Source organism: Chromatocurvus halotolerans (assembly GCF_004340525.1).
Lineage (GTDB): Bacteria > Pseudomonadota > Gammaproteobacteria > Pseudomonadales > Halieaceae > Chromatocurvus > Chromatocurvus halotolerans.
The window spans coordinates 233,290-248,690 of the sequence record NZ_SLWX01000004.1; the positions used below are offsets into that span (position 1 = coordinate 233,290).

A 15,401-nucleotide genomic window follows, 5' to 3' on the forward strand; every position below is an offset into this window, starting at 1 on the left:
GGAGGTCTCTTGAAATTCCTGCGCTGGCTACTGCGCCTCACATTGCTTGGCAGTCTCGCCGCCGTCTGGTTACTGGCCGGCGTCTACCTGTACCTGAGTCCGAAATTGCCGGATGTGGAAACGCTGCGCGATGTCCAGCTACAGACGCCCATGCGGGTATATACCGCGAGCGGTGATCTGATCGGCCAGTTCGGCGAACAGAAGCGCAACCCACTGGATTACAGCGAGATACCCGATACCTTTGTCAAGGCGCTGCTGGCCGCGGAGGACGACGGCTTCTTCCGGCACAGTGGCATCGACCTGATGGGCCTCGGGCGGGCCGTGTCAGAACTCATGCTGACCGGCGCCAAGGGCTCCGGCGGAAGCACGCTGACCATGCAGGTGGCGCGCAACTACTTTCTCAGCCTGGACCGCACTTTTACGCGCAAATTCAACGAGATACTGCTGGCGATAGAGATAGAGCGCCGGCTCAGCAAGCAGGAGATCTTCGAACTTTATGTGAACCGGGTGTTTCTCGGGCACCGCGCCTACGGCTTCGAGGCGGCGGCCCAGACCTACTACGGCAAAAGCCTGCAGGAACTCAGTCTGGCACAGCATGCGATGCTCGCCGGTATCCCGAAAGCCCCATCTCGCAACAACCCACTAAGCTCGCCGGACAACGCCCGGGAAAGACGCGACTGGATACTCGGGCGCATGCATCTGCTCGGTTATGTCGACGAGATGGCCTACCAGGCGGCGCTGGTTGAGCCGGTGGAGGTACGTCACCACGGCGCCAGGATCACACTGGACGCCCAGCATGCCGCGGAAATGGTGCGCCGCGAGATGCTCGAGCGCTACGGTATTGGCATCTACAACGACGGTTACCAGGTATACACCACCCTCGACTCGCGCCTGCAGAGCGCCGCGCAGTCGTCCCTGGAGACCGGCCTGATCACCTACGATCAGCGGCACGGCTACCGTGGGCCGGAACAGCGGCTGGCGGATCCACGCCCACTGACGCAACCTTCCGAAGCCACTGCCAGCGTGGCACCCCCAGCCTGGCTGGCAACCCTCGCGGAAATCCCCGTGGTCGGAGGCCTCACGCCCGCCGTGATCACCCGCGTGGATGATGCAGGCGCGCGCTTTGTCATTGCCGATGGCAGCGAACATGAGCTGCTCTGGGAAAACGGCCTGCGCCAGGCAAACCCCTATCTTAACGAAAACGCCCGCGGTCGCGCGCCCGGCAGTCCTGCGGACGTGGTGACCCGCGGTGATGTCGTGCGCGTCAACCGTCCGCAGGGCGAAGCATGGCATCTGGCCCAGATCCCGGCGGCGCAGGCCGCGCTGATCGCACTGAAACCGGACAATGGCGCCATTCTCAGTCTGGTGGGAGGCTTCGGCTTCGAACAGAGCAAGTTCAATCGTGCGACCCAGGCCCAGCGTCAGCCCGGCTCGAACTTCAAGCCCTTCATCTACAGCGCAGCGCTCGCCGCGGGCTACACGCCGGCCAGCATCATCAATGACGCCCCGATCGTGCTTGAAGATACCTCGCTGGAAGGCATCTGGCGGCCCGAAAACGACGGCGGCAAATTCTACGGACCCACCCGGCTGCGCTGGGCGCTGACACAGTCGCGGAACCTGGTGTCCATTCGTCTGCTGCAGCAGATGGGAGTGGGAACGGTCATCGACTATGCGCAACAACTCGGCTTCGATACTGCGGATTTTCCCCGCAACCTCTCGCTGGCGCTGGGCACCCAGTCCATGTCACCGCTGAACGTCGCGCGCGGCTACGCCATTCTGGCCAACGGCGGCTATGCTGTGGAACCCCACATCATCAGCAGGATCGAGGACAGTGACGGCAACCTGCTGTTCGAGGCCCGACCTGCCACTGTATGCCGCGATTGCGCCGCTGACTCCGGTGACGATACGGCCGGGAATGGCTTGCAGCGGCGCGGCGACGCGGCGGCGCTGCCAACCTCAGCGCGCGGGATCGCGGACAGCGGCGTCGGGGCGCAGCCACTGCCGCCGGCGCCCAGAGTCATGGAGGAACGGGTAAATTTTCTGATCAATGACATCCTGCAGGACGTGATCAAAGCGGGTACGGGACGCCGGGCCCTGGTGCTGAAGCGTGGCGATATTGCCGGGAAAACCGGCACCACCAACGGACCGATGGATGCCTGGTTCTCGGGTTACAACCGGGACGTGGTTGCCACCAGCTGGGTAGGCTTTGACGGCTACACCCCGCTGGGTCGCCGGGAGTTCGGTGGCACGGCGGCACTACCGATCTGGATTTCCTTCATGCGCGAGGCGCTGCGGGACCGGCCGGAGCAAAGCCTGCCGATACCCAACGGTATTACCAGTGTGAGAATTGATCCCGAGACGGGACTGCTGGCAGGGTCCGCGCAGGAAAATGCGCTGTTTGAATATTTTCGTGCCGAGAATGTGCCAACGGATTACGCTGATGGAACGCTGACACCGGGCAAGACCGGCACCGACGACCTGATCAACGATATTTTCTGAGTGGCAGGCCGGATCTACCGGACCCGCCAGCGTCGTGCGAAAACCCTAGCGCTTGCTGCCACGGTTGCCGAAACGCTTGTTGAAGCGATCCACGCGGCCGCCGCTGTCAACGATCTTCTGCTTGCCGGTAAAGAAAGGGTGACATTCCGAGCACACGTCGATCGTGAAATCCTCGGTAAAGGTCGAGCGGGTCTTGATCACGTTACCGCAGCTGCATGTCGCGGTGACCGCCTCGTACTTGGGGTGAATCTCGTTCTTCATGATGGTCCTGCTCCTGCTGAGGGACACCGCAACCCGATCCCTGCCGGGCACCGTATCCAGGGATGACAGGCACAGCAGCGCTGTGCTTGGCAAAAATAGGCGCGCATAGTACCAGAAGTGCCGTACTGCGCAAGGCCCGGGGCCAGGCATTTGTTAGACTGGCCAGCCATGCCGTGTGATCATGTCTGATGCCGACCTACCTGCGCATTGCCGTTCCCTCCCCCCTGCGCCGCCTGTTCGACTATCTGCCCCCGGCAGACGAGGATCCTGACACCGCGCTGTCGCTACCGTCGGGAATCCGCGTCAGGGTCCCCTTCGGACGGCGATCCGTGGTCGGCGTGCTGATCGCCACGGCAACCCGGAGCGAGGTGCCACTTTCCCGGCTGAAATCTGCAGACGCGATCCTGGACACCGTACCACTGCTCTCGCCCGCCGTTTTCGACCTGTGTCGATGGGCGTCCGGGTATTACCTGCACCCGCCGGGCGAGGTCTTTACCGCCGCGCTCAGCAAGCGCCTTCGCGAGGGCCGGGCACCGCTGCAGGATGCCTGGCGGCTCACCGCGCGCGGCCAGGGCCTGGGTGAGGAAGCGCTGGCCCGGGCACCGCGCCAGCAGGCAGCGCTGCGCGCTCTGTCGGGCGGACATGCGGTCGAGGCCAGCGCACTCAAATCGCAGGGCATGACAAGCCCCGTACTGCGTGAACTGGAAAAGAAAGGCCTGGTGGAACGCTGTGAGTCGGCGCTCCAACTGCCGCCGGCCGCGGGCGCAGACGGGCCGCGACTGGGCGACGCGCAGGCAAGCGCGGTCAGGCAGATCATCGCCGACGCGGGCAGCTTCCACTGCCACCTGCTCGAGGGTGTCACCGGGAGCGGCAAGACCGAGGTGTATCTGCGCGCCATCAGCCACTGCCTGCAACAGGGCCGCCAGGCACTGGTGCTGGTTCCGGAAATCGGGCTCACGCCACAGACCGTGGCGCGTTTTCGCGAACGTTTCGATACGCCCATCGCCCTGCTGCACTCGGGCCTGACCGATGCCGAGCGCAGCCAGTCCTGGGATCGGGCGCGACGCGGCGATGCGGCCATCATTCTGGGCACACGCTCCGCCGTGTTTGCCTCCTGCCCGCGCCTCGGCATCATCATTGTCGATGAAGAGCACGATGCCTCCTATAAACAGCAGGACGGGTTTCGCTATTCCGCCCGGGACGTCGCCGTCAAGCGCGCACAGCTGGAGGCCTGCCCCGTTGTGCTGGGCAGCGCCACGCCCTCGCTGGAAAGCACGTTCAACGCGCTGCGTGACCGCTACCGGCACCACCGTCTTGAGCAGCGTGCCGGCGGTCGGGCAATGCCTCGATTGAGCGCTATTGATGTCCGCCGTCAGCCACTCACCGCTGGTCTGTCGCCGGTCCTGCTCGAGCACACGGGTCAGGCGCTTGCAGAGGGACGCCAGGTGCTGCTATTCCTCAACCGCCGAGGTTTCGCCGCCTCGCTGCAGTGCCACGACTGCGGCTGGATTGCCGACTGTGAGCACTGCGATGCGCGCATGACGGTGCATCGCCGCCGGCGCCAGCTGCGCTGTCACCACTGCAGCGCACGGCGTCGTCTCCCGGAGGCCTGCCCGCAATGTGGCAGCACCTCACTGATCGCCAATGGCCTCGGCACAGAGCAGGCAGAGGACTTTCTGCAGCAGCATTTCGACCGCTGGCCGGTATATCGCGTGGACAGCGACAGCGTCACGGGGCATGCGGATATGGCGACGCTGGTCAGCGATATCCACCGCGGCGATCCCTGCATACTTCTGGGCACCCAGATGCTGACCAAGGGACACCACTTTCCCGGCGTCGGTCTGGTGGGCGTGATCGACAGCGACGCCCTTCTGTTCAGTGCGGATTTTCGCGGCGAGGAACGCCTGGCCCAGCTGCTGACCCAGGTCGCCGGCCGTGCCGGACGCGGTGACCTGCCCGGCGAGATGCTTCTGCAGACACACTACCCCGATCACCCGCTGATGCAGGCGCTGCTCACCCGGCCCTATGCCGAGATCGCCGCAGATCTGCTCCTGCAGCGCCAGGAACGCGGCCTGCCGCCCGCGGGACATATCGCGCTTCTGCGCACCGACGCACGCGCCGAGGGAGAGGGCGAAACCTTCCTTCAGGACGTGCGCAGACACGCGGCGCCGCGGATTGACGCCGCCTCGCAGTTGATCGGCCCCCTGCCGTCCGCGATGCCGCGCCGCGCCGGCAAGCACCGCAGCCAGCTCATCTGCCTGAGCACGGACCGTGCCAGCGCGGCGGCCTCTGCCGCGACCCTGGTGGCCGCCACAGAGGCATTGAAAGCGCCCGCGGGGCTGCACTGGTTTATTGATATCGACCCGCTGGACACGCTCTAGTCAGCCGCCACACCACGCGCTATCTGGCCATCACCGCGACGAACAGGGATAATGGCCGCAGTTCTCATTCGCCTTGCAGATCAGGTCAACCCGCTATGAAAGAACACGTGTCCCTGCTGATTCAACAGGGGCTGGACCGCCTTATTCAACAGGGCCAGCTGGAGGCCGGGACGTCCGCGGCCGTGCAGGTCGAGCGCACCCGCGACCCGGCCCACGGCGATCTCGCCACCAACGTCGCGCTGGCACTGGCAAAGCAGGCAAAGATGCCGCCACGGCAGCTGGCCGAGCTGCTCTGCGAGCACCTCCCGAAAAGCGAACTGATTGCCCGCACCGAGATTGCCGGTCCAGGCTTCATCAATTTTTTCCTGTCGACGGACAGCAGCGTTGCCGTGATTGGAGACATTCTCTCCCGGGGGGCCCGCTTTGGTGAGAGCGACAGCGGCCAGGGCCGCAAGGTGCAGGTGGAGTTTGTCTCCGCCAACCCCACGGGCCCGCTGCACGTGGGCCACGGTCGCGGTGCCGCCATCGGCGACAGCCTGTGCCGTCTGCTCGCGGCCACTGGCTGGGAGGTATCGCGCGAATTCTACTATAACGACGCCGGCCAGCAGATCAACAATCTGGCGCTGTCGGTGCAGGCACGCTGCCGGGGCATCGAGCCCGGCAATGAAGACTGGCCCGCCGACGGCTACCGCGGCGACTATATCGCCGAGCTCGCGAAGGCCTACCTGCGCGGCGACAGCGTGAGCGCCAAGGACCAGCAGGTAGAGGCCAGCGGCAACCCCGATGACCTCGACGCCATCCGTCGCTTCGCCGTGGCCTACCTGCGCCACGAACAGGACCTGGACCTGCGCGAGTTTGCCGTGGATTTTGACCACTACTTCCTTGAGTCATCACTGTACAGCTCGGGTGAAGTGGAGGCCACGGTCGACATGCTGGTGCAGGGCGGCAAGACTTACGAGGAAGACGGTGCGCTGTGGCTGCGCACTACCGATTTCGGCGATGACAAGGACCGCGTCATGCGCAAGCGCGATGGCGGCTACACCTACTTTCTGCCGGATGTCGCCTACCACCTGAACAAGTGGCGCCGCGGTTTCGTGCGCGTCATCAACGAGCAGGGCGCCGACCACCACAGCACCGTTACCCGCGTGCGCGCGGGTCTGCAGGCGCTGGAGCAGGGCATCCCCAAGGGCTGGCCCGACTACGTGCTGCATCAGATGGTGACCGTCATGCGCGACGGCGAGGAGGTCAAGCTGTCGAAACGCGCGGGCAGCTACCTCACGCTGCGCGACCTGATAGAGGAGGTGGGCCGTGACGCCACGCGCTACTTCCTGGTCGCCAGGGCGCCCAGCTCACAGCTGACCTTTGATATCGACCTGGCACTGTCGCGCAGCAACGACAACCCCGTGTACTACCTGCAGTACGCCCACGCCCGGGTGTGCAGCGTACACCGCAGACTGGCCGAGCAGGGCATCTCCTGGGACGCAGCATCCTGCCGGTCGCACCTCGCACGGCTGCAGAGCGCCGAGGAAAAGGCGCTGCTGAAAAGTCTCGCTGAATACCCGGAGGTCGTGGAGAAGGCAGCACAGGCAGCAGAGCCCCACGCCGTGGCAAATTACCTGCGCGACCTCGCCGGCCACTTCCACACTTTCTATAATGCACACAAGGTGCTCGTCGAGGACGCCGAACTGCGCTCGGCCCGGGTCGCACTGAGTGAATCCGTGCGCCAGGTGATCAGCAACGGCCTGAATCTGCTTGGCGTTTCCGCACCGGAGTCGATGTAGCATGGCTGCGAGCGGCACCGCAAAGTCACGCAGCGGGCAGCGCCGTCAGGGCGCCAGCCGCGGCAATGGCGATACCACGGACAGCATGTCCCGGGTCCTGCGCTGGTATGCCGGCGGTGTCGCCAGTGGCATGTTTCTCAGCTTCATGTTCTATCTGGTGACGCTGCCACCGTCGGAGCCTGCGGCCGACGGCAATGACCTGGTCAATGCCGTTCCCTCCGGCAGCGCTGAACAGCAGCCGCGCTTCGATTTTTTCGAGATGCTGCCGCAGCAGCGTATTGAGGTTGAGGTGGCTCCCGGCGACCTGCCCGGCAGCCGTGATCAACCCGATGGGTCCACCTACCTGCTGCAGGCCGGCTCGTTCCGGCATGCGGAGGATGCGGACCGTCGCCGCGCCGAGCTGCTGCTGCTGGGCCTGGAGCCCCGCGTGGAGGAAACGAGCGGCAGCAACGGCCGCTGGTTCCGCGTCATCATGGGACCCTTCGACTCGCGCTCAAAGATGGCTGCGGCGCGCAGCCTCACCGCGCAGCAGAGCATCGACACCCTGCTGCTGAAACGCAGCGCACCCTGAGCGCGCCGGACTCGCGCACCTCGCAGCCACCTCATTAAAGGCCCGCCGGGCGAATGGACCATGCCGCCGGCAGAGCGGCAGTTGGCGCTTGAATTCACCGGGTCGAGGACCCATAACCCTTACCTTGACCTGAAGGAGGCAGCACGTGGAACAGTTTCGAGGCACTACCATCCTATGCGTTCGCCGGGGAAACAGCGTTGTTATCGGCGGCGACGGCCAGGTATCCATGGGCAACACCATCATGAAGGGCAATGCGCGCAAGGTCCGCCGTCTCTACAAGGAGCAGGTCATCGCCGGCTTCGCCGGCGGGACGGCGGACGCCTTCACCCTGTTCGAGCTGTTCGAAAATCACCTGGAAAAGCATCAGGGACAGCTGGTGCGCGCCGCGGTGGAGCTGGCCAAGGCCTGGCGCACCGAGCGCTCGCTGCGCCAGCTGGAAGCCCTGCTGGCGGTGGCCGACCGGACCACCTCGCTGGTGATCAGCGGCAATGGCGATGTCATCGAGCCCGAGGACAACCTCATCGCCATCGGTTCCGGTGGCTCCTTTGCTCAGGCCGCCGCCCGCGCACTGCTCGACAATACCGAGCTGAGCGCCCGGGATGTCGTGGAGAAAGGCCTGAATATCGCCGGTGACATCTGCATCTATACCAATCACAACCAGACCATCGAACAACTGGATTATCAGGACTGATATGTCAAACATGACCCCACGCGAGATTGTCCATGCCCTGGACAAGCACATCATCGGCCAGTCCGAGGCCAAGCGGGCCGTCGCCATCGCCCTGCGCAACCGCTGGCGGCGCATGCAGGTGGCGGAAGACCTGCGCGCCGAGATCACGCCCAAGAACATTCTCATGATCGGACCCACCGGCGTCGGCAAGACCGAAATCGCCCGCCGCCTTGCGCGACTGGCAAACGCGCCCTTTATCAAGGTGGAAGCCACCAAGTTCACGGAAGTGGGCTATGTCGGCCGCGATGTCGAGTCCATTATCCGCGACCTGGTAGAGACGTCGGTGAAAATGTATCGCGAGCAGGAGGTGCAGCGGGTGCGCGCCCGGGCAGAGGAAGCGGCGGAGGAGCGCATTCTGGACATTCTGCTGCCCCCGGCCCGCAACGGCGACGGCGAGCAGGGCGCCGGCACGCGCCAGCTGCTGCGCAAGAAACTTCGCGAGGGCCAGCTGGACGACAAGGAAATCGAGGTGGAACTCAGCAACCCCGCGGGTTCGATGGATATCGTGGCGCCCCCAGGCATGGAGGAGATGACCAACCAGCTGCAAAGCATGTTCTCCAACCTGTCCCGGCAGCAGTCGAAAACACGCAAGCTGCCGGTAAAAGCCGCCTTTGAAGCGCTCTGCGAGGAGCAGGCGGCGCGCATGGTGAACGAAGAGGAACTCAAGCAGACGGCGATAGAAGCGGCGGAGCAGAATGGCATCGTTTTTCTCGACGAGCTGGACAAGGTGGCCAAGCGCGGCGAGACGGCCGGTGCCGATGTGTCCCGCGAGGGCGTGCAGCGCGACCTGCTGCCGCTGATCGAGGGCTCCACCGTGAGCACGAAGTACGGCATGATCAAGACCGATCACATCCTGTTCATTGCCTCCGGCGCCTTCCACCTGTCCAAGCCCTCGGACCTCATTCCCGAACTGCAGGGCCGCCTGCCCATCCGCGTGGAGCTTTCCGCGCTGACGCCGGAGGACTTCAAGCGCATTCTCTCCGAGCCGGATGCCTCCCTGACACGACAGTACCAGGCGCTGCTCGCGACCGAGGGCCTGACGGTGGAGTTCACCGACGACGGACTGACGCGACTGGCGGAAATCGCCTGGCAGCTGAACGAGAACACGGAGAATATCGGCGCGCGGCGCCTGCACACCGTCATGGAGCGGCTGCTGGAGGAAGCCTCCTACGCGGCAGCGGACAGCACTACGGAGACACCGAAGCTCGTGGTGGATGCCGCCTATGTCGACAGCCAGCTCGGGGAACTCAGCCTCGACGACGATCTGTCGCGCTTCATTCTATAGACCCAACCGGAGCAGGCCATGGCCAACGACACCATCCGCCCCACGGGCGTGAAACTCCGCAAACAGTCCCGGGTACTGGAGCTGACCTACCCGGGGGAGGCGCCCTGCCAGCTGGACTGGGAATACCTGCGGGTCCATTCCCCCTCCGCCGAGGTGCGCGGCCACGGCCGGGGCCAGGAAACCCTGCAGACCGGCAAGAAGAGTGTGGTTCTGGAATCCGTCATCCCGGTGGGCCACTACGCACTGCAGCTGGTGTTTGACGACGGTCACGACACCGGGATCTACCCCTGGGGCTACCTGCGCGAGCTCTGCCTCAACCGCGAGCGCTGGTGGCAGGACTACCTCGATCGCCTGCAGGCCGCCGGCGCCAGCCGCGACCCGGATACCCAGGTCATACAGTTTCAGCCCTGAAACGCCGGCCACCGCGCCTGTGACACTGACCCCTGCGCGGCATCGCGCTACAATATCGCTCCAGCAGGCATGGCAGACAGCGCAATGAGTGACAGGGAAACAACACATTTCGGTTACCGTGAAGTCGATAAAGACGCCAAGGCGGGCATGGTTGGCGATGTCTTCGACTCGGTCGCGACACGCTACGATCTCATGAACGACCTGATGTCGGCAGGCATCCATCGCCTGTGGAAGCGCTTCACAATAGAGCTCAGCGGCGTGCGCAGCGGCAATTCGGTGCTCGACATCGCCGGCGGCACCGGCGATCTGGCGGAAAAGTTCAGCCAGCTGGTCGGCGACGGTGGCCGCGTGGTACTCGCGGACATCAATGCCTCGATGCTGCGGGTCGGACGCGACCGGCTGCTCGATACGGGCGTGCAGGCCAATCTGGAGTTCGTGCAGGCCGACGCACAGTACCTGCCATTTCCCGATGACAGCTTCGACTGCATTACCATCGCCTTCGGCCTGCGCAACGTCACCGACAAGGACCTGGCGCTGCGGGCCATGCTGCGCGTGCTCAAGCCCGGCGGGCGCCTGCTGGTGCTGGAATTCTCCAAGCCGACCAACCCGCTGCTGGGCAAGGCCTACGACGCCTATTCCTTCAGCATACTGCCACTGATGGGCCGCCTCATTGCGCGGGATGCCGACAGCTACAAGTACCTTGCGGAGTCCATCCGTATGCACCCGGACCAGGAAACCCTGCGCGGCATGATGGAGGAGGCGGGATTCAGCCGCTGTGAGTACCACAACATGACCGGCGGCGTGGTTGCCGTGCATCGTGGCATCAAGGCCTGACATGGCGCTCGACCCTGCCCTGCACAGCGCCGTCCTCGCCGCCCTGGAGCGCGCTGCCAACACCGCGCTCGACCTGTCGCCGCACAGCCGTCGCGAGCTGGCGGCGCTCGATGAGGTGGTCATCGGTATCGAGTGCACGGCGCCGGCCTTTTCCGTCTATGTCCAGCCAACCCGTACCGGGGCCATCCGCCTGCTGGGTTACCACGAGGGCCCGCTGGCAACCCGGGTGCGCGGCAGCAGTAGCGATTTTGCCGAGCTGGCCAATGCCGCAGACCCCACGGCGACCTTGATCAACGGTGGGCTTGAGCTCAAGGGCAGCAGCGCACCGCTGATCGCCCTGCAGGGCGTCGTCGCCGGGCTGGATGTCGACTGGGAAGCCCCGCTGGTGGACACCCTTGGCGACGTCGCCGGGCATCAGCTGGCAGAGATACTGCGCGGCCTGTTCCGCTGGGGCCGGTACGCCGGCAGCAGTCTCACCCGGCAGCTGGATGAATTCATCCACGAAGAAGCGCGGCTGACGCCGCCGCGCGCCGAAGTCGAGGATTTCTACTCCGACATTCAGAAGCTGACTCAGCAGGCAGACCGCCTGCAGAGTCGGCTGCAGCGCGCCCGCGCCCGCGCGGACCGCCTGCTGGCGGCGCAGCCCACCACTGCAGCCAACGGCCCGGCATCGCGCAACAGCGAACCCGGCTGATGTCGCGCCTGCTCAGACTCGGCCGCATCCTCAAGGTCGTCGGCCGCCACCGCCTTGACGACATTATTGACGCTGACCGGGTCCCCCGGGGGGTCCGCCTCGCCCTGCACCTGAATCCGTTCCGGCTCGGCGCCCGCGCGGAGGCGCAACGCGCCCGGCGCTTGCGGCAGGCCCTCGAAGAGCTCGGCCCGGTATTCATCAAGTTCGGGCAGATGCTGTCGACACGCCGCGACCTGATGCCCGAGGATATCGCCGACGAACTGGCCCGGCTGCAGGACCAGGTGCCGGCATTTCCGGCGCCCCAGTCCCGGGACATCATTGAAAAGGCCCTCGGTGAGCCCGTGGACCGGCTGTTCGCGCGCTTCGACGCCACTCCCATGGCGTCGGCCTCGGTGGCACAGGTGCACGCAGCACAGCTGCAGGACGGGCGCGAAGTCGTGATCAAGGTACTTCGCCCGGATATCGAGCCGGTCATCCGCCAGGATATCGCCCTGCTGTTTCTGCTGGCACGTCTTGCGGAACGCTTCCTGCGCGACGGCTGGCGCCTGCGCCCCGTCGCCCTGGTGGCAGACTACGAGCAGGTCATTCTGGACGAGCTCGACCTCGGTCGCGAGGCGGCCAACGCGTCGCAGCTGCGGCGGAACTTTGCCGACGGCAGGCTGGTCTACGTGCCGGAGGTGCACTGGGCCTACACGCGCCGCAACGTCTACGTCATGGAGCGCATCCATGGCATCCCTGTCACCGACCTCGATACCCTGCGGCAGCGCGGCACCAACCTGAAGCTGCTTGCCGAGCGCGGCGTCGAGATCTTCTTTACCCAGGTGTTCCGCGACAGCTTTTTTCATGCGGACATGCACCCGGGCAACATCTTCATCAATGCCGACGACCCGGCGGATCCACGCTATATTGCGATTGACTGCGCCATTATCGGCAGTCTCAGCGAGGCAGATCAGTACTACCTTGCCCGCAACCTGCTGGGCATTTTCCAGCGCGATTACCACGAGGTTGCACGCCTGCACGTGGAGTGCGGCTGGGTGCCGCCGGAAACCCGCGTCGAGGACTTCGAAGCCGCGATGCGCGCGGTGTGCGAACCGATTTTCGAGAAACCGATCAGCGAGATCTCCTTCGGACAGCTGCTGGTCTACCTGTTCAGCACGGCGCGCCGTTTCGACATGGAGGTGCAGCCGTCCCTGATTCTGCTGCAGAAAACCCTGCTCAACATCGAAGGCCTGGGCAGGCAGCTGTACCCACAGCTGAACCTCTGGGACACCGCCCAGCCCTTTCTGGAAAACTGGCTGCGCGAGCGCTACTCGCCGCAGCAGATGGTGAAGCGACTGCAGTATCATGTGCCGTCATGGCTCGAGAGGCTGCCTCAGGTGCCGGACGCCGTGTTTGAGCAGCTGCTGGGCAACAGGCAGGTCCCGGCCGCGAACCGGCGTTCCAGTGATGGCGCGATGCGACGACAGCAACAGCGTCTGGCAGCCCGTCGCCAGCGGCGGCAGGTCGCCGGCGTGGCCTGTGCCGGCGGCGCTTTACTCACCGTGCCGTCAGTTCAGCCCCTGCTGTCGACGCTGACACCGGCGGGCTGGTTCCTGATTGCGCTCGCCGTCGTGCTGCTCTGGCCACGCGCGCAGGAAGACTGAAGTTACGCACCGCGTGTGCCATAATCCGCCACCCCGCAGGGATGGCCAGCAGGTAGTGCGAATGCCGTCAGCAACAGACATCGAGACAGACAGTATTCAGTGGAACGAGCAGGGGCTGGTGGCCGCTATCGCGCAGGACTGGCAGAGCGGCGAGGTACTCATGCTGGCCTGGATGAATCGCGAGGCGCTGCAGTGCACAACGGCGGAGCAGCGCGCGGTGTACTGGTCGCGATCGCGGGGCGCACTCTGGCGCAAGGGCGAGAACTCGGGCAACGTGCAGCGCCTGAAGGAACTGCGGATCGACTGCGACGGCGACGCGCTGTTGCTGAAGGTCGAGCAGATCGGCGGCATCGCCTGCCACACCGGTCGCCGGCACTGCTTCTATCGTCGCCTTGACGGTAATCGCTGGGTCGAGACAGATGCCGTGCTGCGCGACCCGAAGGACATGTACGGCGAGTCTCAGGGCCATGGCGGTAACGGCGGCCCGCAGGAGTGACTGGCCAGATGACAGCAGCACCACGGGAAGGACAGGCGATGACCACCGACAGCATACTCGACGAACTGACCCGCCTCATCGCGGCACGCAGACAGGCAGAACCTGACGACAGCTACGTCGCCAGCCTGCACGCGGCGGGTCTCAATCGCATTCTTGAAAAAGTCGGCGAAGAGGCGACAGAAGTCATCATCGCCGCCAAGGACACGGCGGCGGACGCGGATCGCTCTGCACTGGTTGCTGAGGTGGCGGACCTGTGGTTCCACTGCATGGTCATGCTTTCGCATCTGGACACCGACGCCGGAGCGGTGATGGAATGCTTGCAACAGCGGCTAGGGCTGTCCGGCCACGCCGAAAAAGCGTCGCGCTCAGACGCACACTGACAGAGGAAGACACCATGGGTATTGGCGGTATCAGCGTATGGCAGTTGTTGATTGTTCTGGCGATCGTGATCATGCTTTTCGGCACCAAACGACTGCGCACCCTCGGCGGCGATCTTGGCAGCGCCATCAAGGGCTTCAAGAAGAGCATGCAGGACGATGACGACAAGGCCGACTCCGATGAGGACGCCGCGGAGGACAGCAGCCGAAGCTCGGCTTCCCTGCAGCGGGATGAGTCGGCGCCGCTGAAACGCGAGCACAGTCACGATGGCACGCGCAGTGACAATGCCACCGTCGACAGCGATGACGGCGAGCGGAAACCCTAGCGGCCATGTTTGACATCGGCTTTGCCGAACTGGTGATCATCAGCGTGGTCGGCCTGCTGGTGATTGGCCCCGAACGCCTGCCCGGGGCCATACGTACTGCCAGCGTCTGGCTCGGCCGGCTGCGGCGGGGCTTCAACGACATCAAGCGCGAGGTCCAGCAGGAACTGCACAACGACGAGGTCATGCAGGAACTGCGACGGACCGGGGAACAGGTTAAGCAGCAGACAGAGGATCTGCGTAGGGGGCTTTCCGGAGAGGCAGACGAGAAAGCACCGACCGACGACACGAGTGGGCCAGCCGCCACGCCCACAGACAGCGACGACCGGGAAAAGGCGGACAAGACCACACCATGAGCGACTCATCCAGCGATCCGGCGCTGCCGCTGGTCGCACACCTGAAGGAACTGCGGGATCGTCTGCTGCGCGCCATTCTGGCGGTACTGATAGTCTTCATTGTCCTGTTCCCGTTTGCCAATGACATCTACGCCTTTGTCTCGGAACCGCTGCGCTCCATTCTGCCGCCCGGCGCGAGCATGATCGCCACCGAGGTAGCCTCACCCTTCCTGACGCCATTCAAGCTGACCCTGTTTGCGGCAATTTTCATCGCCGTGCCCTATGTGCTCTACCAGGCCTGGAGCTTCATCGCCCCCGGCATGTACCGGCACGAGAAGCGCCTGGCAATCCCGTTGCTGGTGTCCAGCATCGCACTTTTCTATGCCGGCGCGGCTTTCGCCTATTTCGTGGTTTTTCCGCTGATTTTCGCGTTTTTTACCAGCGTAGGACCAGAAGATGTCGCCATCATGACCGACATCAACCGCTACCTCGACTTTGTGCTGAAGCTCTTTTTTGCCTTCGGTCTGGCCTTCGAGATTCCGATTGCCGCGGTGATCATGATCTGGGCCGGCATCACCACGCCGGAGGACCTGGCGAAAAAACGGCCTTACATCATTGTCGGCTGTTTTGTCCTCGGCATGCTGCTCACGCCGCCGGACATCATCTCGCAGTCTCTGCTGGCGCTGCCCATGTGGCTGCTGTTCGAAATCGGCATCGTCTGCGGCCGCATGCTGATCCGGCGCCGGGACGAGAAAGCCGCCGACGACAGCGTGGACTGAG

At 64.6% G+C, this 15,401-nt stretch carries 16 protein-coding genes; 15 read left to right on the forward strand and 1 reads right to left on the reverse strand.

Annotated features, from left to right (window positions below):
* The first annotated feature begins 9 nt into the window (after positions 1 to 9).
* Complete coding sequence (locus EV688_RS06730) at positions 10 to 2,499, forward strand: penicillin-binding protein 1A (protein WP_117315099.1); 2,490 nt, start codon at positions 10 to 12, stop codon at positions 2,497 to 2,499.
* 45 nt (positions 2,500 to 2,544) lie between these two features.
* Here the strand turns inward: EV688_RS06730 and rpmE are convergent, their stop codons facing one another.
* Complete coding sequence (gene rpmE / locus EV688_RS06735) at positions 2,545 to 2,760, reverse strand: 50S ribosomal protein L31 (protein ID WP_117315101.1); 216 nt, start codon at positions 2,758 to 2,760, stop codon at positions 2,545 to 2,547.
* Positions 2,761 to 2,948: 188 nt separating this feature from the next.
* Here rpmE and EV688_RS06740 point away from each other — a divergent pair, with 188 nt between their 5' ends.
* From EV688_RS06740 to tatC, 14 genes are all read left to right on the forward strand, one after another.
* Positions 2,949 to 5,141: a primosomal protein N' gene (locus EV688_RS06740; protein WP_117315102.1), complete on the forward strand. Its 2,193-nt coding sequence runs from the start codon at positions 2,949 to 2,951 to the stop codon at positions 5,139 to 5,141.
* A gap of 95 nt (positions 5,142 to 5,236) precedes the next feature.
* Positions 5,237 to 6,922 (forward strand): arginine--tRNA ligase, encoded by a 1,686-nt coding sequence (argS, locus tag EV688_RS06745; protein WP_117315104.1) that lies wholly within the window; start codon positions 5,237 to 5,239, stop codon positions 6,920 to 6,922.
* Between the two features lies 1 nt (position 6,923).
* Positions 6,924 to 7,493 (forward strand): SPOR domain-containing protein, encoded by a 570-nt coding sequence (locus tag EV688_RS06750; RefSeq protein WP_240624223.1) that lies wholly within the window; start codon positions 6,924 to 6,926, stop codon positions 7,491 to 7,493.
* Between the two features lie 145 nt (positions 7,494 to 7,638).
* Positions 7,639 to 8,184: an ATP-dependent protease subunit HslV gene (gene hslV, locus EV688_RS06755; protein WP_117315106.1), complete on the forward strand. Its 546-nt coding sequence runs from the start codon at positions 7,639 to 7,641 to the stop codon at positions 8,182 to 8,184.
* A gap of 1 nt (position 8,185) precedes the next feature.
* Positions 8,186 to 9,508 carry an ATP-dependent protease ATPase subunit HslU gene (gene hslU / locus EV688_RS06760; RefSeq protein ID WP_117315108.1) on the forward strand — a complete coding sequence of 441 codons (1,323 nt, stop codon included), beginning with the start codon at positions 8,186 to 8,188 and terminating at the stop codon, positions 9,506 to 9,508.
* 18 nt (positions 9,509 to 9,526) lie between these two features.
* Positions 9,527 to 9,919: a gamma-butyrobetaine hydroxylase family protein gene (locus EV688_RS06765; RefSeq protein ID WP_117315110.1), complete on the forward strand. Its 393-nt coding sequence runs from the start codon at positions 9,527 to 9,529 to the stop codon at positions 9,917 to 9,919.
* Between the two features lie 84 nt (positions 9,920 to 10,003).
* Positions 10,004 to 10,753: a bifunctional demethylmenaquinone methyltransferase/2-methoxy-6-polyprenyl-1,4-benzoquinol methylase UbiE gene (ubiE, locus tag EV688_RS06770; protein ID WP_117315112.1), complete on the forward strand. Its 750-nt coding sequence runs from the start codon at positions 10,004 to 10,006 to the stop codon at positions 10,751 to 10,753.
* Positions 10,737 to 11,447 (forward strand): ubiquinone biosynthesis accessory factor UbiJ, encoded by a 711-nt coding sequence (locus EV688_RS06775; protein ID WP_240624224.1) that lies wholly within the window; start codon positions 10,737 to 10,739, stop codon positions 11,445 to 11,447. The genes ubiE and EV688_RS06775 overlap by 17 nt, the downstream gene beginning before the upstream one ends.
* Positions 11,447 to 13,090, forward strand: a complete 1,644-nt coding sequence (ubiB, locus tag EV688_RS06780) for a ubiquinone biosynthesis regulatory protein kinase UbiB (protein WP_117315115.1) — start codon at positions 11,447 to 11,449, stop codon at positions 13,088 to 13,090. Before EV688_RS06775 ends, ubiB begins: the two co-directional genes overlap by 1 nt.
* A 61-nt stretch (positions 13,091 to 13,151) precedes the next feature.
* Positions 13,152 to 13,586, forward strand: coding sequence for a phosphoribosyl-AMP cyclohydrolase (gene hisI, locus EV688_RS06785; RefSeq protein ID WP_117315117.1), 435 nt, complete (start codon positions 13,152 to 13,154; stop codon positions 13,584 to 13,586).
* A gap of 8 nt (positions 13,587 to 13,594) precedes the next feature.
* On the forward strand, positions 13,595 to 13,966 hold the full coding sequence (locus EV688_RS06790; RefSeq protein WP_240624225.1) for a phosphoribosyl-ATP diphosphatase: 372 nt from the start codon (positions 13,595 to 13,597) through the stop codon (positions 13,964 to 13,966).
* Between the two features lie 14 nt (positions 13,967 to 13,980).
* Positions 13,981 to 14,289 (forward strand): twin-arginine translocase TatA/TatE family subunit, encoded by a 309-nt coding sequence (gene tatA / locus EV688_RS06795; RefSeq protein ID WP_117315121.1) that lies wholly within the window; start codon positions 13,981 to 13,983, stop codon positions 14,287 to 14,289.
* Positions 14,290 to 14,294: 5 nt separating this feature from the next.
* Positions 14,295 to 14,642 carry a Sec-independent protein translocase protein TatB gene (tatB, locus tag EV688_RS06800; protein WP_117315122.1) on the forward strand — a complete coding sequence of 116 codons (348 nt, stop codon included), beginning with the start codon at positions 14,295 to 14,297 and terminating at the stop codon, positions 14,640 to 14,642.
* Positions 14,639 to 15,400, forward strand: a complete 762-nt coding sequence (gene tatC / locus EV688_RS06805; RefSeq protein WP_117315124.1) for a twin-arginine translocase subunit TatC — start codon at positions 14,639 to 14,641, stop codon at positions 15,398 to 15,400. The genes tatB and tatC overlap by 4 nt, the downstream gene beginning before the upstream one ends.
* Position 15,401: the final 1 nt, after the last annotated feature.